Origin of the sequence: Rhodococcus sp. 66b, assembly GCF_002076325.1 — a bacterium.
Classification (GTDB): Bacteria; Actinomycetota; Actinomycetes; order Mycobacteriales; family Mycobacteriaceae; genus Rhodococcus_F; species Rhodococcus_F erythropolis.
The window spans coordinates 97,745-121,950 of the sequence record NZ_MUZB01000004.1; the positions used below are offsets into that span (position 1 = coordinate 97,745).

The 24,206-nt window shown below is 63.5% G+C and carries 25 protein-coding genes; 12 read left to right on the plus strand and 13 right to left on the minus strand.

The annotated features are described in order from the left end of the window. Positions 1-62: 62 nt before the first annotated feature. From pstS to B0E55_RS08535, 3 genes are all read right to left on the minus strand, one after another. Positions 63-1,181, minus strand: a complete 1,119-nt coding sequence (pstS, locus tag B0E55_RS08525; RefSeq protein ID WP_019745088.1) for a phosphate ABC transporter substrate-binding protein PstS — start codon at positions 1,179-1,181, stop codon at positions 63-65. A 193-nt stretch (positions 1,182-1,374) separates the two neighbouring features. Beyond that, positions 1,375-2,274, minus strand: coding sequence for a mycothiol synthase (gene mshD, locus B0E55_RS08530; RefSeq protein WP_020970611.1), 900 nt, complete (start codon positions 2,272-2,274; stop codon positions 1,375-1,377). A 1-nt stretch (position 2,275) separates the two neighbouring features. After that, positions 2,276-3,028 (minus strand): winged helix-turn-helix transcriptional regulator, encoded by a 753-nt coding sequence (locus B0E55_RS08535; protein WP_003939728.1) that lies wholly within the window; start codon positions 3,026-3,028, stop codon positions 2,276-2,278. Positions 3,029-3,169: 141 nt separating this feature from the next. On the opposite strand from B0E55_RS08535, the gene B0E55_RS08540 reads away from it, so the two are divergent. From B0E55_RS08540 to B0E55_RS08570, 8 genes are all read left to right on the plus strand, one after another. After that, positions 3,170-3,949, plus strand: coding sequence for an LmeA family phospholipid-binding protein (locus B0E55_RS08540; protein WP_080909532.1), 780 nt, complete (start codon positions 3,170-3,172; stop codon positions 3,947-3,949). Then, on the plus strand, positions 3,946-4,419 hold the full coding sequence (locus B0E55_RS08545; RefSeq protein WP_019745090.1) for a thioredoxin family protein: 474 nt from the start codon (positions 3,946-3,948) through the stop codon (positions 4,417-4,419). Before B0E55_RS08540 ends, B0E55_RS08545 begins: the two co-directional genes overlap by 4 nt. A 10-nt stretch (positions 4,420-4,429) precedes the next feature. Beyond that, complete coding sequence (locus tag B0E55_RS32630; RefSeq protein WP_350318872.1) at positions 4,430-4,516, plus strand: putative leader peptide; 87 nt, start codon at positions 4,430-4,432, stop codon at positions 4,514-4,516. 130 nt (positions 4,517-4,646) lie between these two features. Beyond that, a complete protein-coding gene (locus B0E55_RS08550) occupies positions 4,647-5,117 on the plus strand; it encodes a DUF4395 domain-containing protein (protein ID WP_080909652.1) in 471 nt (156 codons plus the stop codon). Between the two features lie 74 nt (positions 5,118-5,191). Next, positions 5,192-6,025: a sulfurtransferase gene (locus B0E55_RS08555; protein WP_020908929.1), complete on the plus strand. Its 834-nt coding sequence runs from the start codon at positions 5,192-5,194 to the stop codon at positions 6,023-6,025. 2 nt (positions 6,026-6,027) lie between these two features. Continuing rightward, positions 6,028-6,333: a DUF1416 domain-containing protein gene (locus B0E55_RS08560; RefSeq protein WP_003939797.1), complete on the plus strand. Its 306-nt coding sequence runs from the start codon at positions 6,028-6,030 to the stop codon at positions 6,331-6,333. 291 nt (positions 6,334-6,624) lie between these two features. After that, positions 6,625-7,230 carry an FABP family protein gene (locus tag B0E55_RS08565; protein WP_170320401.1) on the plus strand — a complete coding sequence of 202 codons (606 nt, stop codon included), beginning with the start codon at positions 6,625-6,627 and terminating at the stop codon, positions 7,228-7,230. Positions 7,231-7,374: 144 nt separating this feature from the next. Next, positions 7,375-8,415, plus strand: coding sequence for a type IV toxin-antitoxin system AbiEi family antitoxin domain-containing protein (locus B0E55_RS08570; RefSeq protein ID WP_080909533.1), 1,041 nt, complete (start codon positions 7,375-7,377; stop codon positions 8,413-8,415). 233 nt (positions 8,416-8,648) lie between these two features. Here B0E55_RS08570 and cydC read toward each other — a convergent pair whose 3' ends face one another. The 5 genes from cydC to B0E55_RS08595 all read right to left on the minus strand — a co-directional run bounded on the left by cydC (position 8,649) and on the right by B0E55_RS08595 (position 15,644). After that, positions 8,649-10,337, minus strand: coding sequence for a thiol reductant ABC exporter subunit CydC (cydC, locus tag B0E55_RS08575; protein WP_080909534.1), 1,689 nt, complete (start codon positions 10,335-10,337; stop codon positions 8,649-8,651). Further along, positions 10,327-12,015: a thiol reductant ABC exporter subunit CydD gene (gene cydD / locus B0E55_RS08580; RefSeq protein ID WP_080909535.1), complete on the minus strand. Its 1,689-nt coding sequence runs from the start codon at positions 12,013-12,015 to the stop codon at positions 10,327-10,329. Before cydD ends, cydC begins: the two co-directional genes overlap by 11 nt. 58 nt (positions 12,016-12,073) lie before the next feature. Continuing rightward, a complete protein-coding gene (gene cydB / locus B0E55_RS08585; protein WP_003939727.1) occupies positions 12,074-13,117 on the minus strand; it encodes a cytochrome d ubiquinol oxidase subunit II in 1,044 nt (347 codons plus the stop codon). 9 nt (positions 13,118-13,126) lie between these two features. Beyond that, positions 13,127-14,626, minus strand: coding sequence for a cytochrome ubiquinol oxidase subunit I (locus tag B0E55_RS08590; RefSeq protein WP_021332106.1), 1,500 nt, complete (start codon positions 14,624-14,626; stop codon positions 13,127-13,129). A gap of 154 nt (positions 14,627-14,780) precedes the next feature. Further along, positions 14,781-15,644 carry an aminodeoxychorismate lyase gene (locus B0E55_RS08595; protein WP_019745097.1) on the minus strand — a complete coding sequence of 288 codons (864 nt, stop codon included), beginning with the start codon at positions 15,642-15,644 and terminating at the stop codon, positions 14,781-14,783. 79 nt (positions 15,645-15,723) lie between these two features. Here B0E55_RS08595 and ygfZ point away from each other — a divergent pair, with 79 nt between their 5' ends. The 4 genes from ygfZ (at position 15,724) to B0E55_RS08615 (ending at position 18,866) form a co-directional block, all read left to right on the plus strand. Further along, positions 15,724-16,845: a CAF17-like 4Fe-4S cluster assembly/insertion protein YgfZ gene (ygfZ, locus tag B0E55_RS08600; RefSeq protein WP_029256128.1), complete on the plus strand. Its 1,122-nt coding sequence runs from the start codon at positions 15,724-15,726 to the stop codon at positions 16,843-16,845. Next, positions 16,842-17,510 carry an MOSC domain-containing protein gene (locus B0E55_RS08605; RefSeq protein ID WP_019745099.1) on the plus strand — a complete coding sequence of 223 codons (669 nt, stop codon included), beginning with the start codon at positions 16,842-16,844 and terminating at the stop codon, positions 17,508-17,510. The genes ygfZ and B0E55_RS08605 overlap by 4 nt, the downstream gene beginning before the upstream one ends. Further along, positions 17,507-18,460 carry an asparaginase gene (locus B0E55_RS08610; RefSeq protein ID WP_080909536.1) on the plus strand — a complete coding sequence of 318 codons (954 nt, stop codon included), beginning with the start codon at positions 17,507-17,509 and terminating at the stop codon, positions 18,458-18,460. The genes B0E55_RS08605 and B0E55_RS08610 overlap by 4 nt, the downstream gene beginning before the upstream one ends. 202 nt (positions 18,461-18,662) lie before the next feature. Continuing rightward, complete coding sequence (locus tag B0E55_RS08615) at positions 18,663-18,866, plus strand: DUF3073 domain-containing protein (RefSeq protein ID WP_003940337.1); 204 nt, start codon at positions 18,663-18,665, stop codon at positions 18,864-18,866. Between the two features lie 150 nt (positions 18,867-19,016). Here B0E55_RS08615 and purM read toward each other — a convergent pair whose 3' ends face one another. From purM to purF, 5 genes are all read right to left on the minus strand, one after another. Then, positions 19,017-20,096: a phosphoribosylformylglycinamidine cyclo-ligase gene (gene purM, locus B0E55_RS08620; RefSeq protein WP_003940225.1), complete on the minus strand. Its 1,080-nt coding sequence runs from the start codon at positions 20,094-20,096 to the stop codon at positions 19,017-19,019. A 207-nt stretch (positions 20,097-20,303) separates the two neighbouring features. After that, positions 20,304-21,050 carry an AIM24 family protein gene (locus tag B0E55_RS08625; protein ID WP_019745100.1) on the minus strand — a complete coding sequence of 249 codons (747 nt, stop codon included), beginning with the start codon at positions 21,048-21,050 and terminating at the stop codon, positions 20,304-20,306. 13 nt (positions 21,051-21,063) lie between these two features. Beyond that, the gene (locus B0E55_RS08630; protein WP_003939918.1) at positions 21,064-21,741 is read right to left on the minus strand and encodes an AIM24 family protein; all 678 of its coding nucleotides are present in this window, start codon (positions 21,739-21,741) and stop codon (positions 21,064-21,066) included. Between the two features lie 3 nt (positions 21,742-21,744). Continuing rightward, positions 21,745-22,353 (minus strand): AIM24 family protein, encoded by a 609-nt coding sequence (locus tag B0E55_RS08635; RefSeq protein WP_020970622.1) that lies wholly within the window; start codon positions 22,351-22,353, stop codon positions 21,745-21,747. A 153-nt stretch (positions 22,354-22,506) separates the two neighbouring features. Further along, entirely contained in the window at positions 22,507-24,084 is a 1,578-nt protein-coding gene (purF, locus tag B0E55_RS08640; protein WP_003940541.1) for an amidophosphoribosyltransferase, read from the minus strand. Between the last annotated feature and the right edge of the window lie 122 nt (positions 24,085-24,206).

The following is a 24,206-nucleotide window of genomic DNA, read 5'->3' on the forward strand; positions in this document are numbered from 1 at the left end:
GTGCGCTCACTTCCTTCACGTCTGAATGTAGATCCATGAGCTTGTCCGCACGAGTCTCTAGGTCAGCTGATTGCCGTGATGGACGCGTTGAGGCGATCCTGGACGTTGGCCGGCAGCGGGACGTAACCCTGCTCGGCCAGGTTGGCCTGACCCTCGTTGGCCGCGCTCGTCAGGAACGACTTCACTGCTGCGGTGGTGTCCGCGTCGTAGCCCTTGGAGCAGACGATCGAGTACGTGGCGAGAACCAGCGGGTATGCGCCGGCTTCGTTGGTCTTGAAGATCGACGCGAGGTCGAGCGTCAGGTCGCCGGTTGCGTCGGACTTGAACTTCGCGCCTGCGATCGACTTTGCGGCCGAGTCGTTGGTCAGTGCGACTGCCTCGGAGCCGGTGTTGATTTCTGCAACCGAGAGCTTGTTCTGATCGGCGAACGACTTCTCGACGTAGGTGATCGAACCCGGTGCCGTGGCAACTGCCTGTGCAACGCCCGCCGAACCCTTGGCGCCCTCACCGACGCCACCGGTGAAGTCGGACCCTGCGCCCGACGTCCAAGCACCGTTCGATGCCGCGTCGAGGTACTTCTGGAAGTTGTCGGTGGTGCCCGAGGAATCGGAGCGGATCACGGTGGTGATCTTCTCGTCGGGAAGCGAAGCACCGGAGTTGAGCGCGGCGATTGCCGGATCGTTCCACTTGGTGATGCCACCGTTGAAGATCTTCGCGAGAACCTCTGCGTTGAGAACGAGCTTGTCGACGCCGTCGAGGTTGTATGCAACTGCGATCGGGCCGAAGACGAGGGGAAGGTTCCAGGCTTCGCCGCCGACGCAACGCTCCTTGGCCTTGTCGGCCTGCTCGTCCTTGATGGCCGAGTCGGAGCCGGCGAAGTCGATCTGGCCGGCGATGAACTGCGTGCGACCGTCGCCCGAACCGCTGGGGTTGTAGGCGACGTTGACGGTCTTGCCCTTTTCCTGGCACACGGAGATGTAGGTGGCGACGAACTGGTCCATGGCATTCTTCTGTGCCGAGGAACCAGCGGCAGAGAGGTTGCTCTTGCCTTCGCACGTTGCGTTCGATGCGGACGCGTCCACACCCGTCGACGACGAGTTGTTGTCGCTGCCACATGCGGCCAAGGTCATGGCGCCCACGGCCACTACACCGAGCAGGGCACCACTGCGCTTGAGATTCACCAAGATCCTCCGGAAATCGCTACCGCCACGCCCACGATCGGGCGGCGACATGAGATGCAAAATGATTGAAATCTGCATCAGGCAACACGGCGCTGCCCACAGAGAAAAGTAGGCGGGCGCGGTGTCCGGTTGGACCACACATGGTTAACAGAGAATGAACAGACTGGACATTTCTGCGTGTTCGACTGTGACGTCAGAGCGCGCGAGCGTAAGCCATGTCCACGTGGAACCGATCGAAGCCGAGTCGCTCGTACGTGTGGAGGGCGGCAGTGTTGTCACCTTCAACGTACAGAAGGACCGTTCCGAGGCCGCGATCTCGCAGGTAATGCATGCCTGCGAGCGTCAGCACTCGGCCGAGACCACGTCCCTGCGCCGCGGGATCGATACCCACGACGTACACCTCCCCCAACTCCGGATCGTCACCTTCGGGTGCGTGCACCTTGGTCCAGTGAAAGCCGAGAAGAGTATCGGGATCGGTGTCCGCGAACGCCATGAACAGACCGGCCGGGTCGAACCAGCCTTCGGCCGTTCTCTCGTCGATCTCCGCCTGGGTCCAGCCACCCTGCTCGGGATGCCAGGAGAAGGCCGCATTGTTGACGCGAAGGATCTCGGAATCGTCTTCGGGCCCACGGTACGTCCGCATCGTTATACCTTCGGGCACAACGATTTCCGGAAGCTGCGGAGCATCGAGCGGTCGACGCAGCTGGAGGAGTTCACGAACGCTGACCAAATCGAAGCTCTTGGCGAATTCCACTGCGGCGTCGATGTTTCCGTGCGCCCAGACTCGCGTGCCCGGCCGACCTTCGTCGAATACCGCTGCGGCAAGCCTGGTTCCGATACCGCGGCGCCGCGCCTGCGGGTCGACCACCAACTCGGCCATGTCGGGATGCTCGTCCGAACCGGCTTGCAGCTGTGCATAACCGACGACCGTATCGCCGTCGAGTTCGAGAAAGTGTCGTGCTGCGCCGCGCCCGGCAACGGCATGGCGCCCCTGTTCCGACACGGGCGCCTTGCCGTCGAACTCGGTTGCGCGATCGAGAAGCGCGGAAACCTGCTCGGCGGATCCGGCCGGCAGTGAATCTGTCCAACCCACGTCAGACCACCGATCCGTCGGCCGCGTCGTAGTCGACGTCTTCGTCGTCCTCGAACTGAACGGGAGCAGCTGCGCCGCCCTTGGCCCTGGTCGGACGCACTGCCTTGTATCCGACATTTCGGACTGTACCGATCAAGGACTCGTATTCGGTGCCGAGTTTCGCCCGCAGACGACGCACGTGGACGTCGACCGTCCTGGTGCCGCCGAAGAAGTCGTAGCCCCACACTTCCTGCAACAGCTGTGCCCGGGTGAATACCCGACCGGCATGCTGCGCGAGGTACTTGAGCAGCTCGAATTCCTTGTAAGTCAAATCAAGGGGCCGTCCACGCAGTCGTGCCGTGTACGTCCCCTCGTCGATAACCAGTTCGCCCAGCGTGATCTTTCCCGACGCTTCCGGACTGGCAACACCGCCGCTGCGGGCGACCAACAACCGCAATCGGGCGTCCACCTCAGCCGGACCGGTACCGGGAAGCAGGATGTCGTCCAACCCCCAGTCGGCGTTGACGGCAACGAGTCCGCCTTCGGTGAGGACGGCGACCACAGGTACTGCGGATCCTGTGCTTCCGAGCAATCGACACAACCCGCGTGCGGCAGCTAGATCAGTGCGCGCATCCACCAATGCCACGTCCGCGGAACTTGCCTCGAGTAGCGAGGAAACCTCTGTGGGGGCAGGCCGAACCGAGTGCGCCAGCAACGCCAACGCCGGTAGTACAGCTTCCGGGTTGGGGTCGGAGGTGAGGAGGAGCAGTTCCACACGGCCTCCTATCTAGTAGCCCGCGCAACCCGCGAGGGCAACGCTCGAGTAGTTCGACGCTTTTGGTCGGTCCCTACATTAGCGTGCCTGGTACCGGGGCCGTCGCATCGAACCCCGACCGGAGTCCGTCACAATGGTGCGGTGCGCAAACTGATCATCGGCATCGTCTTTCTCCTCGGCCTCGGACTGGTGGCCGATTTCGGCGCTGCCGCGTACGCCGAGTACCGGGTTTCCCGCGAGCTCCGAACCGGCGCATCACTCGAGTCGGATCCGGAGGTCGCCTTCAACGGGTTCCCCTTCCTCACCCAAGCACTCGGCGGGAAATACAAGGACGTCTACGTCAGAGCTACCGGCGTCCAGAGCGACGTGGTCGGCGAAGTGACCGTCGAAGCAGACCTGCGCGGGGTCACCGTTCCCTTCTCCGACATCGTGAACGGCAATGTCACCCAGCTCCCCGTTGACAAACTCGACGGCCGGATGGGAATCAACGCCACCGACCTCGGAAAGCTGCTCAACATCCCTGACCTGCAGGTATCTTCGCCGCCGGCCAACAAGTCGGATGGCACCGGGGGCAGCGGTGGAACGGGCGCGAGCACCGCGGGGGCCGTCGTGCTGACCGGAACGGTTGCCGTCGGTCCGGTCGAGACTGCAGTGAGCGTCCAGGCCAACCTGGTTCTGGAAGGTGGGCAGGTCAAGATCGTCGCAAGCAACCTGTACTTCGGTCCGGAGGGCAAAGCCGATTTCTCGATCCCCGCAGCACTCGAACCCGTGGTCCTCGGATTGTTCAGCTACACGATCGATCCGCAGGCACTCCCCTACGGAATTCAGCCGAGCCTGGTCTACGCGGAAGGCGGAAGAATCGTGATCGAAGGCAGCGCCGAAAACACGACGATCGATCTCGCAGAGCTGCAGAACCGATGACCGGGATCACAATTCTGCTGGTCGCCCTCGTCGCCGTCGTCGCGGTCGGGCTCTTTCTCAAGTCTCGCAACGGAGCAGTCCGAGCCACCACCGCGGCATCCGGCACCACCAACAGCCGCCTCGAACTGCTGAGTTCTGCCGGAGTCTCTTCGCCGAACGGCGGGCCCGTCGTACTGCATTTCTCCGCCGACTGGTGCGGACCGTGCGCGGCAGTACGCCGCGTCGTCGGCCAGGTTGTGGTTTCGATGGCGGACGCTCCCCGTCCGCCGGTGGAGATCGAGCTCGACATCGACAAAGAACCGGCTCTGGCACGCGAAATGAGCGTCCTGTCGCTGCCCACCACGTTCATCCTCGACGGTGGCCTGGAGGAACAGTTCCGAGTGTCCGGTGTGCCGTCCGCAGCCGATCTGAAAGCTGCGCTCGTACCACTATCCGGACCCCACGAGCCAAAATCCGAGAATTCGGGGTAAACTCGCCGACGTGCAAACCCGCCACGAGCTGATGCTCACCCGACGCCGCGCAGTAGACCTGTGCCGCCTCGGGGGCTGTTGCTGTACCTGTTGCTGATCACCACATCCGTCAGATCTCTCTGACCTTCGAGCTTTCGCTCACGTGATCAATCCACCGAGTGGGACTTTTGCGTCCCCTTTTCTCGGTCCAGGCAAGCACCATGCAATCCAGCGCAGGAGCACTCCCGATGTCCACAACCACAGCCCAGCTCGAGCAAGTCGACGTCCGCGGACCTCGGTTCGCCGCGTGGGTCACCACCGGCGTTCTCGTTCTCACGCTCATCCTCTCGACCTTCTCTCTGCCCGCCGCCACCGTCGTTCTCGCATTGCAGGCGATCGTCTTCGCAGTCGGAGCGGTACTCGGCCCCAAGCGCAGCCCGTACGGCCAGATCTTCGGCAAGTTCGTCGCCCCGCGACTCTCGCCGGTCAGCGAACGCGAACCCGTGGCGCCGCTGCGCTTCGCTCAGTTCGTCGGCTTCGTCTTCGCCTTGGCAGGCACGGTCGGTTTCCTGGCCGGGTCGACGATCGTCGGCACCGTTGCCACCGGCTTCGCCCTGTTCGCGGCCTTGCTCAACGCCGCGTTCGGCATCTGCCTCGGCTGCCAGATCTACCCACTCGTCGCCAGGCTGCGAAATACCGGCCGCGCGACCACCGCATGAAAACGCTTGCCACACAACCCCGCTGAACCCCTGCTAGATATCGACCGATGCAAGACCACATCGAAAGGAACACCATGGCTCGCTCCGACGTCCTAGTCTCCGCTGACTGGGCTGAGCAGAACCTCAACACCCCCAAGACCGTTTTTGTCGAGGTGGACGAGGACACCAGCGCATACGACGGCGGCCACATCGAGGGTGCAGTCAAGCTCGACTGGCGCAAGGACCTCCAGGACGGCGTCCGACGCGACTTCCTGAACCAGGAGCAGTTCTCGGACCTGCTCTCCGCCAAGGGTATTGCGAACGACGACACCGTCGTTCTCTACGGTGGCAACAACAACTGGTTCGCCGCTTACGCGTACTGGTACTTCAAGCTGTACGGCCACCAGGACATCAAGCTGATCGACGGCGGCCGCAAGAAGTGGGAACTCGACGGACGCCCGCTCTCCAAGGACGCAGTCAACCGCGAAGCCACGCAGTACAAGGCCGAGACCCCCGACTTCTCGATCCGCGCATTCCGCGACGAGGTCATCGACGCCATCGGCAGCAAGAACCTCGTCGACGTTCGCAGCCCTGACGAGTTCTCCGGCAAGATCCTCGCTCCCGCCCACCTTCCGCAGGAGCAGGCGCAGCAGCGTGGCCACGTCCCCGGGGCCATCAACATCCCGTGGAGCACCACCGCCAACGAGGACGGCACCTTCAAGTCGGACGACGACCTCACCAAGCTGTACGCGGAGAAGGGCTTCGACGACACCAAGGAAACGATCGCCTACTGCCGCATCGGCGAGCGCTCGAGCCACACCTGGTTCGTACTGCAGGAGATCCTCGGCAAGAACAACGTCAAGAACTACGACGGCAGCTGGGTCGAATACGGCTCACTCGTCGGCGCACCGATCGAATTGGGAGCCTGATCATGTGTGGAGCACCTACCCAGGGGCAGACCCTGCCTGCCGGCGTCGACGTCGAGAAGGAAACGGTCATCACCGGCCGCGTTCTCGCCGCTGACGGCCAGCCCATCGGCGGCGCATTCGTGCGCCTGCTCGACGGCTCCGGAGAGTTCACGGCCGAGGTCGTGGCATCGGGAACCGGCGATTTCCGCTTCTTCGCCGCTCCGGGCGAGTGGACCGTGCGCGCACTGTCCAGCTCGGGCAACGGCACATCCACCGTCGCACCCGAGGGCTCGGGCGTGCACAACGTGGACGTGACCGTCAGCAAGTAATTCCTGCTTTTCCAGGCGGCCCCGCACCCCTTCGGTGCGGGGCCTTCTGCATTCCGGCTCCCGATTTTTCCGGTCGGTCGCCGCGGTCTAAGATGTACCCGTGGTCATTTTCTTCGAGGTACTCCTCGCACTCGCATCCGTCATGATCGCTTGGTTCTCCGTGTACGTCGTGTACCGCTTGGTCACCGACGAGTCGTGAGTCAGGCTCCGGATTCAGGGTCCGACGCGACCGCTGACGATTCCGCCGCTGCAGGTGCCGTAAGGCGCGGCAGCGGGGACGAAGCTGTCGCCATCGCCGTCGAGCGCTCCAAGTCGACGGCATCGCTCAACATTCCGACCCTGCCGGACCTTCCGTTGCCCGAGGACACCGCAAACCTGCGCCTCGGCCCGGACATCAATCCCGAACTCCTCGCACTGCTCCCCCTCGTCGGCGTCTGGCGCGGCGAAGGCGAAGGGCACGACGAGACCGGCGACTACGCCTTCGGTCAGCAGATCGTCATCTCTCACGACGGTGGCCCCTACCTCAATTGGGAGTCCCGATCTTGGCGTCTCGACGCCGAGGGCAAGTACGTGAGCCCTGATCTGCGCGAGAGCGGTTACTGGCGCATGGGCGGCGACGGCATCCCGGGCAGCGTCAACCAGGAAGTCGTCGAGCTCCTGCTCAGCCACAGCTCCGGCGTCGTCGAAATGTACTACGGCCGTGCGCTCACCCAGGCGTCGTGGGAACTTGCCACCGACGTGGTGATCCGCAGCCAGTCCGGTGCACTGTACGGCGGCGCGAAGCGCCTCTACGGCATCGTCGAAGGCGGCGACCTCGCGTACGTCGAAGAGCGGATCATGTCTGACGGTGGCCTGGAACCGCGCCTCTCGGCGCGGCTGACCCGCTACATCGGCTAGTTCTGCTGTGCGCCTTTATTAACCCCCGGCGGTTAATAAAGGCGCACAGCAGATCCATCCACAGGCACCGACAAATTCCACAGGCGGGCTCTGGAGCGGCAGTTTCGACCGATTCCTGTCGGACCGCGATCTCACGGTATTCGCATGAACTGCGACTACATCGATCCTGATCTCCGAAGACTCTTCGACTTCCAGCACGGGCTCGCGACCAATAAACAGCTGCGCCCTTTCGGCTATTCACCGCGGCGCATCCAACATCTGGTCGAATCGGGTCAATGGACTTCCGTCCTCCACGGCGTTCAATCCAGCACCAACGGCCCACTCAACCGAGCAATGATTCTCGAGGCCGCCCTTCTGTTCGGCGGCGGAGAGACCTACCTGAGTCACCGGACTGCTGCTGAAGAGTGGGGGCTCACGCACATCGAGTCCGAACTGCCGGTCCACATCACGGTCCGATACGGCAGATCCTCACGCTGTCAGAGTCCGACGGTCAGACCCGAACGCTCCCCGGCGCGCCCCGTTCCGTTGGGGTGGTCCACTGCCCATCCCGGAGTGATCGTTCATCGTTCACGCGCTCAGGCCCACATCGGCGTTGCCACGCAGCCTGCTCGTACTTCGCTGGCCGACACCGCAATTGACCTGGCGGTTGCAGAGCCGTCGGCTCGCGACGCCGCTCGTTCTCTGGTCCGATCGGCCACGGCGTGCAAGGTGTCCCGGATGGAGCTACGCACCCGAATGGAATGCCGCCGGCCGAGGCGATATGTCAAAGCGCTGTCCTCGACGTTGGACCTCTTGGATCGCGGCGTCCAGTCGGTACTCGAACATCGCTACGCAATCGAAGTCGAGCGCGCACACGGTTTACCGGAAGCGCGACGGCAATCGCCGGTCCTCGTCGATGGGAGAACTCTCTACGAGGACGTCGACTACCGCAATTGCGGTGTCGCACTGATCGTTCGACTCGACGGCTTTGCCTTCCACTCTTCTCGGGCGACTGCACTGCGGGATCGGCGGCGAGGTAACGCATCCGAACTGTCAGGCAACGCCACACTGGTCTTCGGTTGGGAGGAGGTGGAGGGGGCCTCGTGCCGGACTGCAGCCGAGGTCAGAGCGATCCTCGAGCGCAGTGGATGGTGGGGGCCTAATCCTTGTCCACGCTGTGCGCCTTTATTAACCGCCGGGGGTTAATAAAGGCGCACGGCACGAAGCGACCCCCGAGCCACACCCACGCTTTCGCGCGGATCCCGGTCGGACTGATCGGGGGCTCGGGGGTCGGGTGGCTGCCTGGGATTCGCCGGCCGCTCACGCGGTAAGTGAATTCCATCAGCGATTGCGGCTAGCTGGCAGCCACCTCACGCGTCCGTCTGTACTTCAATTTCAGACCACCTCCTTCCTTGTGTAAAGGAGAAAGTACGCCCACTTCACGACGACGGCAACGTATTTTCCACAGAAACTTTTCCGAAGCATATCACCTGGTCAGCTGCTGCGCCGTCCGGAAGTTGGTGGGTGACGACAACAACGGTTCGCGAAGAATCGACCAGCGTTGCGTCGCGACTGAGCAACTCGCGGAGCAACTGAGCGCCTGCCTCCGCGTCCATGTGCTCGGTCGGCTCGTCGAGCAGCAGCACCTCCGCAGGCGAGACGATCGCGCGTGCCAACAGCAACCGACGACGCTCACCGCCCGAAACCGCTCGCATACCGCCGACCAGGTAGGTATCGAGCCCTTCCGGCAGTTCCGACAACCAGTCGCCGAGACCAACTGCGGCAAGTGCCTTCTCCGCGTCCTCGGCGGTGAGGTCACCCCGCGCAACGCGCAGGTTCTCGAGTACCGACGTCTCGAAGAGGTGTGCGTCTTCGGCGAAGTACCCGACGTGCCTGCGCAGTTCGGCCGGATCGATATCCGAAATATCCACTGCGCCAACGCGAACTGTTCCCGCGACGGGCGGCAGCAACCCCGCCGTCGTCATCAGCGCGGTGGTCTTTCCGGATCCACTCTCCCCGACGACGGCAACGCGGGCACCGCGAGGAAGATCCACGGAGAGCGGTTCGGTCACTTTTCCCCCGGGCCAACCCGCCTGCAATGCATGCACGCTGAGAATCCCGTTCTCCGGCCACGCACGATTTCCTTCGACGTGTTCCGCGTCGGCTCGATCGAGTACCGCCATGATGCGAGCCGACGCCAGCCGCGCCTTGGTCAATGCAACTGCCGCGCTGGGCAGTATCGCGGTTCCCTCGAAAGCCGACAGCGGAAGCAGTACAAGGATTCCCATGGACATCGGTGACATGTCGGTGGTTCCGTACAGCGCAATTCCGATCAGCAGGGCACCGAGGACGCTCACGCCGATTGCCAGGGGCGTCGCAGCGGCGGCAAAGGCACTCGGTACCGCCGCGCGATCGGTCGCGTCGACCACCTCGTTCTCGGCGGACACAGCCTCGCTCACCGCCTGATCCAAGCGACCTGATACTCGAAGCTCAGCGGAATGGTCGAGCGCGGTAACCGCCGACTCACTGAATCGCGCTGCGGCCGCTGAACTGTCGGCCTCCGCAAGTCGAGCAGCTCGCGCCGACAGCCAGGGCGCCGCAATCCCGGACACCGCTAGCGCAACAGCCAGAATGAGTGCGGCCGGAACCGAGATGAACAACAGGATTCCCACCGCGGCGAAGGCGAGGACAACCGAAACAGCAATCGGGATCAGCGCTTTGACGACGACGTCGCCCAGCGCGTCCACGTCGGAGCCCGTACGGGAGAGCAGGTCACCGCGTCGTAGTCCGGCGGCGGCCGCAGGATCTCCCGCTGCCAACTGCTGGTAGATCCTCGACCGCGCTGCGGTGGTGCCGCGCAATGCGACGTCGTGCGTCGTCAATCGCTCGAGATAGCGGAAGACACCACGTGAGATTCCCAATGCGCGTACGGCAACCACGGCGACGCTGAGATCGAGAACGGGAGGCATCTCCCACGCGCGCGTGATCAACCATGCGGACAGCGCGGCCAAGGCGAGTGCGCTACCGAGTGTTGCCACACCGGCGACCACCGCCGTCAGTACGCGTCGTGGTCGAAGTTCCAGTAGCCGAAGAGCACGCAGAAGCGGATCGTGAGCGTCACTTCTCATGAGCGCGCACCTCGACGATCCGGTCAGCTGCGGCGAGCACACTCGGACGGTGGCCGATCACGACGACTGTGTCGCCGCGCTCTGCCCGTGCTCTCAGAGAAGCCAACACTGTCCCTTCAGAATCGGAATCGAGGTGAGCGGTGGGTTCGTCCAGGACAAGAACTGCGCGGTCGGAGGCGAGCACGCGTGTCAGCGACAGTCGTTGTCGCTGCCCCAGCGACAAACCTGTGCCGCCGACGCCGATAACGGTCTCGACACCCGCAGGCAGCTCGGCCAATACCGCGTCGAATCCCGTCGCAGCAGCGGCGCGAGCCAATGCTTGCGCATCGACGACCCCGGTGAGATCGAGATTTTCACGAACGGTGCCGGGTAGGAGGACCGGATGTTGGGGAAGCCATGCCAACTGACTCCACCACGCGTGCTCGTCCAGGTCTCGGACATCGACGCCGGCGACCGTCACGCGGCCACTGCTCGGTTCGATCAGTCCGAGCAGCGCGTGCACTGCCGTCGACTTGCCGCAGCCGTTGGGACCGGTGAGCACGGTGATCGCCCCTGGTGACGCCACGGCGGAAAGTTGAGACGGTGCGACTCCCCCACGAGAGGTCACGCCGAGTCCGTCGAAGACGATGTCGGCGCCGCAAGCGACCACCGTCGTGCTACCACCCTCCGGTGCCGCAGAATCCGCCTCGATCACCTCGAATGCCTTGTCGGCTGCTGCCATTCCGTCCTCGGCGGCGTGGAACTGGGTTCCCACCATCCGAAGTGGCAGATACACCTCGGGCGCGAGGATCAACGCGACTATCCCCGGCTCGAGTGACATGTCCCCGTACACGAGTCGCAAGCCGATGCTCACGGCCACCAATGCGACGCAGAGTGTTGCGAGCAGTTCAAGCACCATCGAGGACAGGAACGCTACGCGCAGAGCAGACATGGTCGTCCGTCGATGGGCGTCACCGAGTTCACGGACACGCTCGGCAGGGCCTTGCTGACGACCGAGCGCTCGCAGCGTCGGCAGTCCGGCAAGTAGATCGAGCAGCTGCGAAGACAGCGTGGTCATCGCTGCCAACGTCTTCTCCGACTTACCCTTCGTCAGCAAGCCGATCAGAATCATGAAGATCGGGATCAGCGGCAGCGTCACGAAAATGATGACCGCGGACGTCATGTCCTGCACCGCAATGACTATCAGGGTGATAGGCGTCAGTGTCACCGACAGAACCAGAGCCGGAAGGTATCCCGTCAGGTACGGGCCGAGGCCGTCGACACCGCGGGTGACCACGGTCGCGATCTCGTCACGCCGAGGATCCAGATCGCGCGGACTCATCGCCGTCGCCGACGTCAGCACGCCGTTCTTGATCTCGGCAACGACGCGAGTCGACGCCCGGTGCGCATACCTCGTCTGCAACCAGGTCCCCAGAACCCTGACCGCCACCGCTGCGGCCAGAACAACCAATTCGGTTGTCCACGAAGAAACATCCACAGTTCGAGTGGTGATCACTCCGGCCAGCACTCGGCCGATCATGAGCGCCGCGACGATGACCATCACGACGTTCACCATCGACAGAGCGACCGTCAGGATCAGATAGCCGCGCGCAGAGGCGGAATGGCGCCACAGTCGCGGGTCGATCGGCCCCCGGCGACGCTCCCGAGTGGTGGGAGCGTCGCCTACTTCGATAGTCACGTGAATTCGACCGTCAGTTCTTTCGTGTTTCGAATCTTTTGTGATTGCGGGTTTGCCACTACCACGTCTTCTCCTTGAATCGCAGACCGATCGACGCCGGAATCTGCTTCGAGGAGATGCGCTGTCGGAACACCCAGTACGTCCAACCCTGGTAGATGATCACCACCGGCGTCATGAATGCCGCGGCCCACGTCATCACCTTGAGCGTGTACGGACTCGACGACGCGTTCTCGATGGTGAGGCTGTACGCCGGATCGAGCGTCGACGGCATGACGTTCGGGAACAGCGAGGCGAACAGCAGCACGACGGTGGCGATGACGGCCACACAGGTGAGAACGAAAGCCCAGCCTTCACGCTCGGCCCGCGTCAGGAAGACGACGCCGATCAGTGCAGCAGCAGCTGCGGCTACCAGAATCCACGTCCATCCCTTGCCGTAGGCGAGCTGCGTCCACAGGACGAATCCGCCGGCGACAGGAATAGCCGGAATTGCGAGTCGTGCAGCAATTTTCACTGCGTCTTCACGAACCTCGTCGGCACTCTTGAGCGCCAGGAACACAGCGCCGTGGAGAGCGAACACCAGCGCGGTGGTCAGACCGCCGAGCAGTGCGTACGGGTTGAGCAGATCGAAAAATCCCGACTCGACCTGCTTGTCGGCGTTGATCGCCACGCCCCGAACGATGTTCGCGAAAGCCACGCCCCAGAGAACTGCCGGGACCCAGGAGCCGAAGATGATGCCCCAGTCGCAGCGCTGACGCCATTTGTCGTCGTCGATCTTGCTTCGCCATTCGATGGCACAGATTCGAACGATCAAGGCCACCAGGATGATCAGCAGCGGCAGATAGAACCCGGAGAACAAGGTCGCGTACCACTCCGGGAATGCCGCGAACATCGCGCCACCGGCGGTGATCAGCCACACCTCGTTGCCGTCCCACACCGGGCCGATCGTGTTGAGCGCCACCCGTCGACGCGTATCTGCCGGGAGGTCACTGCCTCTGCCGACAATCGGCATGAGCATTCCGACACCGAAGTCGAACCCTTCGAGGACGAAGTAACCGATGAAGAGCACTGCGACGAGCACGAACCATACTTCTTGAAGTCCCATGATCGCCTCCTAGTACGCGAACGACAGTTGTTTGGGCTTGTCCGGATCTTCCGGCTCGTCATGATCCGTATCGCCCGGTGGATGCATGTCGTGCTCCAACGGACCTTCCTTCGCGTACCGCACGATCAGCTTGAACCAGACGACACCCAGCGCTCCGTACAGGAGGGTGAAGGTGATCAGCGAAACCCAGACGGTAGCCGACGCGTGGTCCGAAACACCTTGGTCGACAGTCAGTCTGATCATGTCGACGCCGGTCGGATTGGGATGCACCACCCAGGGCTGACGGCCCATCTCGGTGAAGATCCAGCCCGCGCTGTTCGCCATGAACGGAGTGGGAATCGCGACGAGACTGAGGATTCCGAACCACTTCTGGTCCGGGACCCGCCCCTTACGTGTGACCCACAGTCCCGCGAGAGCCAGTGCTGCCGAACCGGCGGCGAGACCGATCATGGCGCGGAAAGACCAGTACGTGACAAAGAGATTCGGTCGGTAGTTGCCCGGTCCGAAGTCCTGCTCCGCCTGCTCCTGCAGTTGGTTCACGCCTTGCAGTTCGACGCCGGTGAACTTGCCCTCGGCCAACCACGGTAGAACGAACGGCACCTTCAGAACGTGCGTCACGCTGTCACAGTTGTTGTGTGTACCGATGGTGAGAATCGAGAAATCCGGATCCATCTCGGTGTCGCACAGCGACTCTGCCGACGCCATCTTCATGGGTTGCTGCTGGAACATGAGCTTGCCTTGAACGTCACCGGTGTAGATGATGCCGATTCCGGCCACGATCATGACGAGCAAGGCGAATCGTGTTGCCGGGCGGTACATCGTTCGTGCGTCGGTTTCGAGACGCTCGGCTTCGGCGGCCTCAGCCTGCTTGGCGCGGCGCATGTTCCGCACCATCCACCAACCACTGATGCCGGCAACAAACGTCGCCGCCGTCAGGAAGGCGCCGGCAACCGCGTGCGGGAAGGCAGCAAGAGCGGTGTTGTTGGTCAACAACTCCCAGATGCTGGTGAGTTCGGCACGACCCGTTTCAGGGTTGTACGTCGCACCGACCGGATGCTGCATGAACGAGTTGGCCGCGATGATGAAGAACGCCGACGCGTTGACGCCGATCGCCACGAGCCAAATGCACGCCAGGTGTACAAGTTTGGGCAGCCTGCCCCAACCGAAGATCCAGAGTCCGATGAAGACGGACTCCATGAAGAAGGCGACAAGGCCTTCCAATGCGAGCGGAGCTCCGAAGACGTCGCCGACGAATCGCGAGTACTCGCTCCAGTTCATTCCGAACTGGAACTCCTGCACGATGCCGGTGGCTACACCGAGTGCGAAGTTGATGAGAAAGAGCTTGCCGAAAAACTTGGTGAGCCGATACCAGTGGTCCTTTTTGGTGACCACCCACATCGTCTGCATGATCGCGATCATCGGTGCAAGTCCGATGGTCAGCGGAACAAGGATGAAGTGGTAGACGGTAGTGATACCGAACTGCCACCTGGAGACGTCCAAAGTATCCATTGGCTACTCCGAGAGTAGGGCCCTGGGACAGGCTTCGGGGTTCGAGACGCGGGCAGTCGCTCGGCCCCTGCGGACACGGTACTGCTGTCCGGTTTGGACCGCAGGACTTTGCTACTACCAAATGTAGTAGAGACCTGTCGCGATTCCTATTCGCCTATCGCCCTGCTGAATCCGAATCAATTGCACGTTCAACCAATTCCGCGAATTCCTCGGAGACCTTCGGCTCTGGCAATGCGAGCCCGTCGAGTGTATGGACGCGTGCGGCCAGCGTGACGCTCGAAACCATCCACACTCCGTCGGCCGCAATCAAATCCGCAGGTCGGAGGGTTTCGTATCGGCAATCGAAGCGAGCACTGCCGGCAACGTCGAAGAGGGCACGCTGCGTCGTACCCATCAAAATGCCCTGTGCGGGAGGCGGTGTGATCAAAGTCCTGTCCCGAACAATCACCACCGTCGAGCGTGGCCCCTCCAACACATTGCCCTCGGAACTGACGAAGATCACATCGTCGGCACCCAAATTCGCCGCATATCGGAGCGCTGCCATGTTGGTTGCGTAAGACAACGTCTTCGCGCCCAGTAGCTGCCAGGGTGCCCGGGCGGAGAGATCGACCGAGAAACCTCGCTCGAGAGTCATCACCGACAGCCCCGATTCGCGGACCTGTCTGACCCGATCAGCCACCGGACCGACCATCACGAAGGCTGTCGGCTTGTCGCCGCTCTCACGGCCGCGGGTCAGAACAAGACGAAGAGCGCCTTCCTTCTCTGTCCCCCACTCCTCGGCTGCCATCTCGATCGCCAGACGCCAGTCATCGAGAACGGGGGCGGGCAGACCCAGTGCCCGCGCGCTCAGAACCAGTCGACTCAGATGTCCCTCGACCACCCGCGCCCTACCGTCGCGTACCAACAGCGTCTCGAAGACTCCGTCGCCGCGCACCACCGCCAGGTCGTCGGCGTGCAGAAACGGTGCGTCAGCATCGAGCACCTCATGGTCGAGAGTCACCAATACGCGATCAGGCATGCCATCAACCCTAACGATCCGCCAAGCCGCCGGGGCCGCCCTGTAACCGCGATCCCGCCCACACTCCTAGACTGGTCTTGTGGTCGACAACGCTCTTGTGCCCAACAGCCCACTTCTGACTTCCCCCGGCGCGGTCACCGCACCGGACGGTTCGGCCGACATCGGTGTCGCATGGCACTACGGCGATCCCCTCGGTGAACAGCGAACCGCGCAGCGCGCAGCAGTGGTGGTCGACCGCAGTCACAGATTCGTGATCGCCATTCCCGGCGACGAACGCCTCACGTGGCTGCACACGATTTCGAGCCAGCACATCGCCGCGCTCCCCGACGGCAAGAGTGCCGAGAACCTGAGCCTGGATGTCAACGGACGCGTCGAGCACCACTTCGTGCAGACGGACCTGGCCGGTGTCACCTGGATCGACACCGAAGCCGACCGCGGACCCGACCTCCTCTCCTTCTTGAAGAAGATGGTGTTCTGGTCCAAGGCCGAGCCTCGGGACGGCAACGAGCTCGCGGTATTGAGCCTGGTCGGTCCCGAATCCCCGGCTGTCCTCTCCGCGATCGGCGTGCAGACACCAGCCGATGCCTACGACGCTCTCGCGCTGGCCGACGGCGGGTTCGTCCGCCGCATGCCGTGGCCCACCGAGGACTCTTTCGATCTGCTCGTCCCACGTGAGCAACTGGCGGCGTGGTGGACCAAGCTGACCGATGCCGGTGCCAAGCCCGCCGGAAGTTGGGCCTTCGAGGCGCTCCGCGTCGAAGCGAGGAGGCCTCGCCTCGGACTGGACACCGACGAGCGGACGATCCCGCACGAGGTCCACTGGATCGGCGGGCCGGCCGAACACGGCGCCGTCCACCTCGACAAGGGCTGCTACCGCGGTCAGGAAACCGTCGCCCGGGTTCACAATCTCGGCAAGCCCCCGCGCCATCTCGTCATGTTGCACCTCGACGGCAGCGCCGAAGCGGTCCCGGAACCGGGTGATCCGATCACGGCGGGCGGACGGGCAGTCGGACGTGTCGGGACCGTCGTCAATCATCACGAACTCGGCCCGATCGCGCTCGCTCTGATCAAGCGCAACATTCCGGTCGACACCGAACTGATGGCCGGCCCCAGCGCTGCGTCCATCGATCCGGATTCGATCGTCGCGGACGACGCACCCCAGGCCGGACGTGAGGCTGTCAACCGATTGCGCGGAAAGTGACGGGCATGGTCGACGCGGTCTGCGTCGTCCACACCGAACGTGACAGTGGCGTCAGGCGAGTCCCCCGGACCGCGATCGACAAGCGTCCCGTCGACGGCCGCGTAGCGGTCGGCCGACTCGGCCTGGGTGGCGACTACGTCTGCGACACCGAATTCCACGGCGGCGCCTTCCAAGCTGTCTACGCGTATCAGCGCGACGAAGCGCAGCGATGGTCGGACGAGTTGGGCCGACCGCTCGCCCCGGGGTGGTTCGGCGAGAACCTCCACATCAGCGGAATGCTGGTCACGGACGCCGTGATCGGCGAGCGTTGGCACATCACCGGAGCCGAGGCGTCCGACGTGTTAGAACTCGAAGTAACCGCTCCCCGCGTCCCGTGCGGCACGTTCGGCATCTGGGCCGCGGAAAAGGGCTGGGTCAAAAGATTCACCGAGCGAACCGACGTCGGCGCCTACCTTCGCGTCAACCGGACCGGCACGATCGCTGCCGGCGACTCGGTCACCCGAGTCCACGTACCGGATCACGGCGTGACTGTTCGAGAGGTCTTCGCCGGAACCGACCCCGAGAGACTCCGACGGCTCCTCGCAGAACACACCGATCTTGCACCGAACGTCGCCGCGCGCGTCCAGAGGTTCATCGAACAAGCAGAAGCGCAGGTGCACTCGTGAGTATCGAATTGGTGGAAGTGGTCCGCTCCGGATTCCGCGAATGCGTGCATCGCGGATCGGCCGTCATTCTCGGCGCCGACGGCGAGGTCGTTGTCGGACTTGGGGAAATTCACACACCCATCTACCCGCGCTCGGCGAACAAGCCGCTGCAAGCCGTCGCTGCGCTTCGTAACGGCTTTGCACCCACCAGTCCGGAAGAGTTGGCCGTTGCGTCGTCCTCACATGCGGGCGAGGCCGATCACATCGAACTGGTCGCCGCGCTTCTCGCTCGCCACCAACTCGGTGTCGACCAGTTGCAGTGCCCCTCCGATCTGCCGGGCAACGAACTGGCCCGAGCCGAACTGATCGCAGCGGGCGAACTTCCCAGTCCGATCTACATGACCTGCTCGGGCAAGCACTCCGCGATGCTCGCGACGTGCGTCGTGAACGACTGGCCGCTCGAGACGTACATGGAGCCGACCCATCCCCTCCAACTCGCGATCCAGGAGACGATCTTCGATCTCAGCGGCGAGGAAGAGCAGGAACTCGGCATCGACGGTTGTGGTCTCCCGATCGTCCCGCTTTCGCTCACGAACCTGGCTCGGGCATTCGGACGCCTGCCCTCGGCTGAGCCGGACTCCCCCGAACGGGCTGTGGCCGACGCGGTCCGCGAAAACCCCTTCCTCGTCTCGGGCACGGGCCGCAACGATCAGCGCCTGATGTCCGCCGTGCCGGGGCTGTTCTCCAAGACCGGATACGACGGCATCTACGCCGGAGCGCTTCCCGACGGTTCCGCTTTCGCCCTCAAGATCGACGACGGCCACGAGCGGGCGCTCCTGCCATTGGCGGCAGCTCTGCTCAAGCGAATGAACACCGAGTGGACCGAGGAATTGGCGGCTCTCGCATCCGCTCCGGTCTTCGGCGGCGACGCCCGAGTGGGGACGATTCGCGCAATTCCCGGAAACTTCTGAGCAGTTCTCACAAAGTTCTGACGAGTTCTTTCAGCATCCTGGCAGCTCGCGGCCATAGTGAGAGCAATCAGACACGGCGGTGAGGCGTTCGTGGAAGCGGAAGCGACTTTTCCACGCTAGAGTGTGTGTCAGGAAACTTACACACTCAAACGGGGCCGCCAAATTCCCCAGGCCGCCCCGCGAAAGCGCGAGGGGGTCAGCCATGGGCCGCGGCCGGGCTAAGGCAAAGCAGACCAAGGTTGCACGCGAATTGAAGTACAGCGTACCGACCACGGATTTCGACAGCCTGCAAAGAGAGCTCGCAGGTGGATCGACCAACTCGCATCGGAGCAGTGTCCGATCGGACCAGACTTCCGATAGGGAAGGGCATGCGCGAGAGGACGACTACGACGACTGGCGGCGTTGACCGCGCACTGCCACCGCGCAGACTGTGAAATGAGGAAGAGCTGATCGCTCTTCCTCATTTTTGCGTTCCATTTTCTGCCTCGCGCCTGCTTGTACGGACACACAAAACTGCCCCACCGGATCTCTCCGATGGGGCAGCTGACGTTGCGGTCTAGAAGCGCGGGTGGTCTCCGGCCAGGAACGCACGCTCTGCAGCGGCGTCCGACGCCTTCTTGACGCTACCGAGCGTCCAGCAGTCGATGTGGCGTGCAGTCAGGACGGCAAGTGCGCGGTCGACGTCCTCGGGCGCCACGACGGCAACCATGCCGACGCCCATGTTGAAGGTCTGCTCCATCTCGGCGCGCTCGACGCGTCCGCGCTGCGCGATCATCGCGAACACCGGAGCGGGGCTCCAGGTTCCGCGATCGAGTTCGGCGACCAAGCCCTTGGGCATGACGCGCGCGAGGTTGTTGGCGAGGCCGCCACCGGTGACGTGGCAGAACGTGCGCACGTCGGTCTCGGCAGCGAGTGCCAGGCAGTCCTTGGCGTAGATCTTGGTGGGCTCGAGCAATTCTTCACCGAGCGTGCGGCCGAACTCGTCGACGTGTGCGCTCAGGTTCATGCGGTCGATCTCGAGCAGGACCTTGCGGGCCAGCGAGTAACCGTTGGAGTGAAGTCCCGACGAGCCCATGGCGATGACGACGTCGCCGGGGCGAACGCGGTCCGGTCCGAGCAGCTTCTCGGCCTCCACGACACCGACGCCGGTGGCGGAGAGGTCGTAGTCACCGTCAGCCATGATGCCGGGGTGCTCGGCGGTCTCGCCACCGAGGAGAGCGCAACCGGCCTGGATGCAGCCCTCGGCGATGCCGCTGACCAATTCCGCGACGCGCTCGGGGATGACCCGGCCGACAGCGATGTAGTCCTGAAGGAACAGCGGCTCGGCGCCACAGACGACGAGGTCGTCGACAACCATGGCGACGAGGTCGAGTCCGACCGTGTCGTGCTTGTCCATCGCCTGCGCGACAGCGAGCTTGGTTCCGACGCCGTCGGTCGATGCGGCGAGCAGCGGCTCCTTGTAGTCACCCTTGAGGGAGAACAAGCCGGCGAAACCACCGAGGCCACCCATGACCTCGGGGCGGCTGGCCTTCTTGGCCAGAGGGGCGAAGAGTTCCACCGCCCGGTCGCCTGCGGCGATATCGACTCCTGCTGCCGCGTAGGAGGCGCCTGCGGTGCGGTGACTGTCCTCGGTCATCGGGTTACTACTCCAGCCTTGTATTTCTCGCGAGCACGTATTGCTCGTGCACAGGTAAGTGGTCTTGCAATGTGAAGTGTTTGCAATCCTCGTGACGCGAGATGGATCGTTCGACTCGAGACCCAGAGCGCGCACACAAATACCGACGATTACGCCCATACGCTACCGGACCGGCCCCCTCGGTGAGACCTCGCGTACCCCGAGACGTCAGTTCTGCAGCCGCGCACCGATCGAGGAGTGCAGCGCTCGCAGACTGTTCTGCCCGAGTGCAACGGTCTCGGATTCGATGTGTTTGAGGAGGTGCCCGTCGTGGACGACCTTCTCGCTCGACTGGATCAGCACCGTGCCGGCTCCGGTGAAATCGAACTGGCGTTCTTCACCGGTATTCGCGCCGAACATGCTTCCCCGAACCGCGCCCAGGAAGCTCTGCATCCAGTCCGCATCGAAGTGATGGGACGGCGACGGGCAGTCGGCCCAACCCACCAACGCCTGCGGGTCGATGCGCAGCGGCGGCTCCGCGAACATGACCGGGCCGTTGGACGACGCCAGGAACTTGCCCGTTCCCAGCAGCGTCAAAAAGCCTGGGACGATGGACTGTTTGAGGTCCAGGCTCGTCTCGAAGGCGAGGAGATTGGCCGCGCGAATCGTGAGGTTGCCGTCGTCGAGGTCGTAGGAATTGATGTTGAATCCGCGGTCGCCGAGGATCAACTTGCCCTGCCCCTGGGCGAGCACCCAGTCGTCCGCGTAGAGCGGCGAAGAGAACCTGGCCGCGACGATCGCCGTCATACTCGTGCGCCCGAGCGGCTCGAAGTTGATGTTTCCGTAGTACGCGATCATCGCGCCCTTGGACGTGAACCACGGTTGTCCGGCCATCTCGACGCAGAAGGCGTAGTCGTTGCCCGGGACGTTGTCGTTGGCGGGCAGAGTTGCCGGATTGTGAATTTCGATACCCATGCTCGTTGCCCTCTCAGAACTTCTGCTCGGACGCCTGGACCCAGACGGTGCCGGCGCCGGTCATCTTCAGCTGGATGGACTCCCCCGAGCCCTTGCCGACGGCCTCGCGCCAGCCGACGTTCGCGGAGATGTCGACGTTGATCTGACCGATGTGGCACACGTATGCCTGCGGGTCGACGACGACCTGAGGATTGTTCGGACCGACCTGCAACGGAATCGCGCCCCCGTGCGAGAGAACCGCGACGCTTCCCTGTCCGTGCAACTGCGTCGTGAACAGCCCTTGACCGGTCATGGCTCCACGTACCGCTCCGCGCACACCGCCCTGCGACGTGAGAGCGACTATCGAACTCTGGAGGTAACCGTCGTGTGCGAGGAGTCGGTCGGCTTCGACCGTGAGCATCGACGAACCGTCGAGGTGGATGACCTCGACGTACAAGCCGGCGTGCCCGTAGAAGACCTCACCGTTTCCCTCGGCCGCCATCATGCGTGCATGCTCGCCGGACATCATGCGGCCGGCCATCCCGGCGATACCGCCCATGTTCGGCATGGCGCCTGGCCCACCGCCCATGCTGTGCGGGATGAAGCGGACGTCACCGGTGTAGTAGAGCATCGACCCGGTGCGGGCGAGCACGTTCTGGCCAGGCGCGAGGGTCGACTTGACGACCTTGCTGTTCACCAATTCCAACGGCATGGTTCAGCGCTCCTCGGGCTGGATGTAGACGACTCCGGATCCGTCGAATCGCAGCGAGAACGCTTCACCGCTGCCACCGCCGATCGCGGAGCGCCAGGTGACGTCGGTGACGAAGCTCTGGTTGAGCTGGCCACGGTGAGCGACGAATGCGTCGGGATCGGCAACCAGCGGATACTGCGGGCTGACTTCGAGCGCGATGATCGGTCCGCCCTTCGACAGCACGGCCACCAGACCGGTGCCGCTGACGACCGTCGTGAACAAGCCCTGTCCGGAACCTGCGCCGCGGAGGCCGGCAAATTTCACATCGGTTCGCAGCTGTCCGACCAGTGCGAGCAACTGTGACGCTTCCACGTGCAGAGCGTCGTTGTCGAGTTCGATGATCGTGATGTCCTGGGCGTCGACCGCGAAGTAGACGGTGCCTTGTCCGCTGACTTCCATCAGGGACAGTGATTCACCTGCCGCCTTCTGTTTCAGCGCGGCACGTAACCCTCCGCCACCGCCCATACCGGCGTTCTTGAAGGTGATCGCACCCTCGTACGCCACCATCGAACCGTTGATCGCTTTGATGGTGTCCCCCACCAGGTCTGCGACCAGTACCCGGTGCCCATCCATTCTCAGTTGCGCCACGGAGGGCACTATGCCAGATGCTCACGACGTATGCCATGTCGTCGAACGGAAAGTCGTGGAACAGAAAATCTGCCGCCCACATGTTGTGGACGGCAGATTCTCGGCTATCGATTTTCGGCGCTTTGCAGCTTTCGGTGTTCAGGGGCGGCTGAGCGCGCTCGCGTTGTCGTTGTCGCGAGTGGCCGTCGAACCTGCGGTGCTCTCGAGCATCCCCTCGAGGACGTTCTTGCCGATCGACGTTTCCTTGGGAAGCGCGATCGGGTAGGTCCCGTCGAAGCATGCGGCGCACAGACGGCTGGCCGGCTGCTCGGTCGCGGCGATCATGCCTTCGGTGGAGATGTATCCGAGCGTGTCCGCTCCGATGGAACGACGCACACCGTCGAGCATTTCCTCGAACGTCGCATCCTGTCCGCCTGCTCCGTTGGCGATCAATTCGGCCGGTGAGGCGAAGTCGATGCCGTAGAAGCAGGGCCACTTGACCGGCGGCGAGGCGATACGGACGTGAATTTCGAGGGCGCCGGCTTCGCGGAGCATCCGGATGAGCGCACGCTGAGTGTTACCGCGGACGATCGAATCGTCCACCACCACAAGCCGCTTGCCGCGGATGACTTCCTTGAGCGGGTTGAGCTTGAGCCTGATACCGAGCTGACGGATCGTCTGCGACGGCTGGATGAAGGTACGGCCGACGTAAGCGTTCTTCATCAAACCCTGGCCGTAAGGAATGCCCGAACCCTGGGCGTACCCGACGGCGGCGGGGGTGCCGGACTCGGGAACGGGGATGACCAGGTCGCCTTCGGCGGGGTGCTCGCTGGCGAGCAGACGGCCGATCTCGACGCGGGTCGAGTGGACCGAACGGCCACCGATGACGCTGTCGGGACGCGCGAGGTAGACGTACTCGAAGACACAACCCTTGGGAGTCGGGTTCGCGAAACGCGAGGAGCGGACGCCGTCTGCGTCGATCGCGAGTAGCTCACCGGGCTCGATGTCGCGAACGAACGACGCGCCGACGATGTCGAGGGCTGCGGTCTCGCTGGCGACTACCCAACCGCGGTCGAGTCGACCGAGGCAGAGCGGGCGGATGCCGTGCGGATCGCGCGCTGCGTACAGCGTGTGCTCGTCCATGAAGGTGAGGCAGAACGCGCCCTCCAACGTGGGAAGCAATTCCATCGCGGCCTGTTCGATGGTGCTGTCGCCGGCAGCGTGTGCCAGGAGACCACCGATGAGGTCGGAGTCGGAAGTCGCGGCATTGGGGCGCTTGTCGTTGACCAGGCCGGCGGCACGGGTGCGGCTCGCGAGTTCAGCGGTGTTGACCAGGTTGCCGTTGTGGCCGAGCGCGATGCCGGTACCGGCAGTGGTCGTACGGAAGATGGGCTGCGCGTTCTCCCACGTCGTGGAACCGGTGGTGGAGTAACGGCAATGTCCGACGGCGACATGTCCTGGCATCGCTGCGAGAGTCTGCTCGTCGAATACCTGGCTGACCAGGCCGAGATCCTTGAACACCAACACCTGGGAGCCGTCGGCTACCGCAATGCCGGCAGCTTCTTGACCACGGTGCTGAAGTGCGTACAGGCCGTAATAAGTGAGCTTCGCCACATCCTCTCCCGGCGCCCAGACGCCGAATACACCGCATTCTTCGCGGGGCTCGTTCTCGTCCTCGTCGGACGGGTTCGAAGCGAGGAGATTTGGACTGTTGACCGACAGATCGGCACGAGTCACCGGGCGCTCCCTTTGTGGGCAGGGGTTGGGGGGCATCCACAGTCTACGGCCATTTTGGGACACACTTCCCCTGAGGGCAGCCTTGGGCCTCAGATCACGCCGAAGCGAACCGGATGGTCTCT

Bases quoted from the DNA above. Each gene is read 5' to 3' on its own strand.
- B0E55_RS08545 (WP_019745090.1), top strand. From the start codon at position 3,946: ATGACCGGGATCACAATTCTGCTGGTCGCCCTCGTCGCCGTCGTCGCG.
- B0E55_RS08550 (WP_080909652.1), top strand. From the start codon at position 4,647: ATGTCCACAACCACAGCCCAGCTCGAGCAAGTCGACGTCCGCGGACCT.
- B0E55_RS08555 (WP_020908929.1), top strand. From the start codon at position 5,192: ATGGCTCGCTCCGACGTCCTAGTCTCCGCTGACTGGGCTGAGCAGAAC.
- B0E55_RS08560 (WP_003939797.1), top strand. From the start codon at position 6,028: ATGTGTGGAGCACCTACCCAGGGGCAGACCCTGCCTGCCGGCGTCGAC.
- B0E55_RS08570 (WP_080909533.1), top strand. From the start codon at position 7,375: ATGAACTGCGACTACATCGATCCTGATCTCCGAAGACTCTTCGACTTC.
- cydC (WP_080909534.1), bottom strand. From the start codon at position 10,337: ATGAGAAGTGACGCTCACGATCCGCTTCTGCGTGCTCTTCGGCTACTG.
- cydB (WP_003939727.1), bottom strand. From the start codon at position 13,117: ATGGGACTTCAAGAAGTATGGTTCGTGCTCGTCGCAGTGCTCTTCATC.
- B0E55_RS08590 (WP_021332106.1), bottom strand. From the start codon at position 14,626: ATGGATACTTTGGACGTCTCCAGGTGGCAGTTCGGTATCACTACCGTC.
- B0E55_RS08595 (WP_019745097.1), bottom strand. From the start codon at position 15,644: ATGCCTGATCGCGTATTGGTGACTCTCGACCATGAGGTGCTCGATGCT.
- B0E55_RS08615 (WP_003940337.1), top strand. From the start codon at position 18,663: ATGGGCCGCGGCCGGGCTAAGGCAAAGCAGACCAAGGTTGCACGCGAA.
- purM (WP_003940225.1), bottom strand. From the start codon at position 20,096: ATGACCGAGGACAGTCACCGCACCGCAGGCGCCTCCTACGCGGCAGCA.
- B0E55_RS08625 (WP_019745100.1), bottom strand. From the start codon at position 21,050: ATGGGTATCGAAATTCACAATCCGGCAACTCTGCCCGCCAACGACAAC.
- B0E55_RS08630 (WP_003939918.1), bottom strand. From the start codon at position 21,741: ATGCCGTTGGAATTGGTGAACAGCAAGGTCGTCAAGTCGACCCTCGCG.
- B0E55_RS08635 (WP_020970622.1), bottom strand. From the start codon at position 22,353: ATGGATGGGCACCGGGTACTGGTCGCAGACCTGGTGGGGGACACCATC.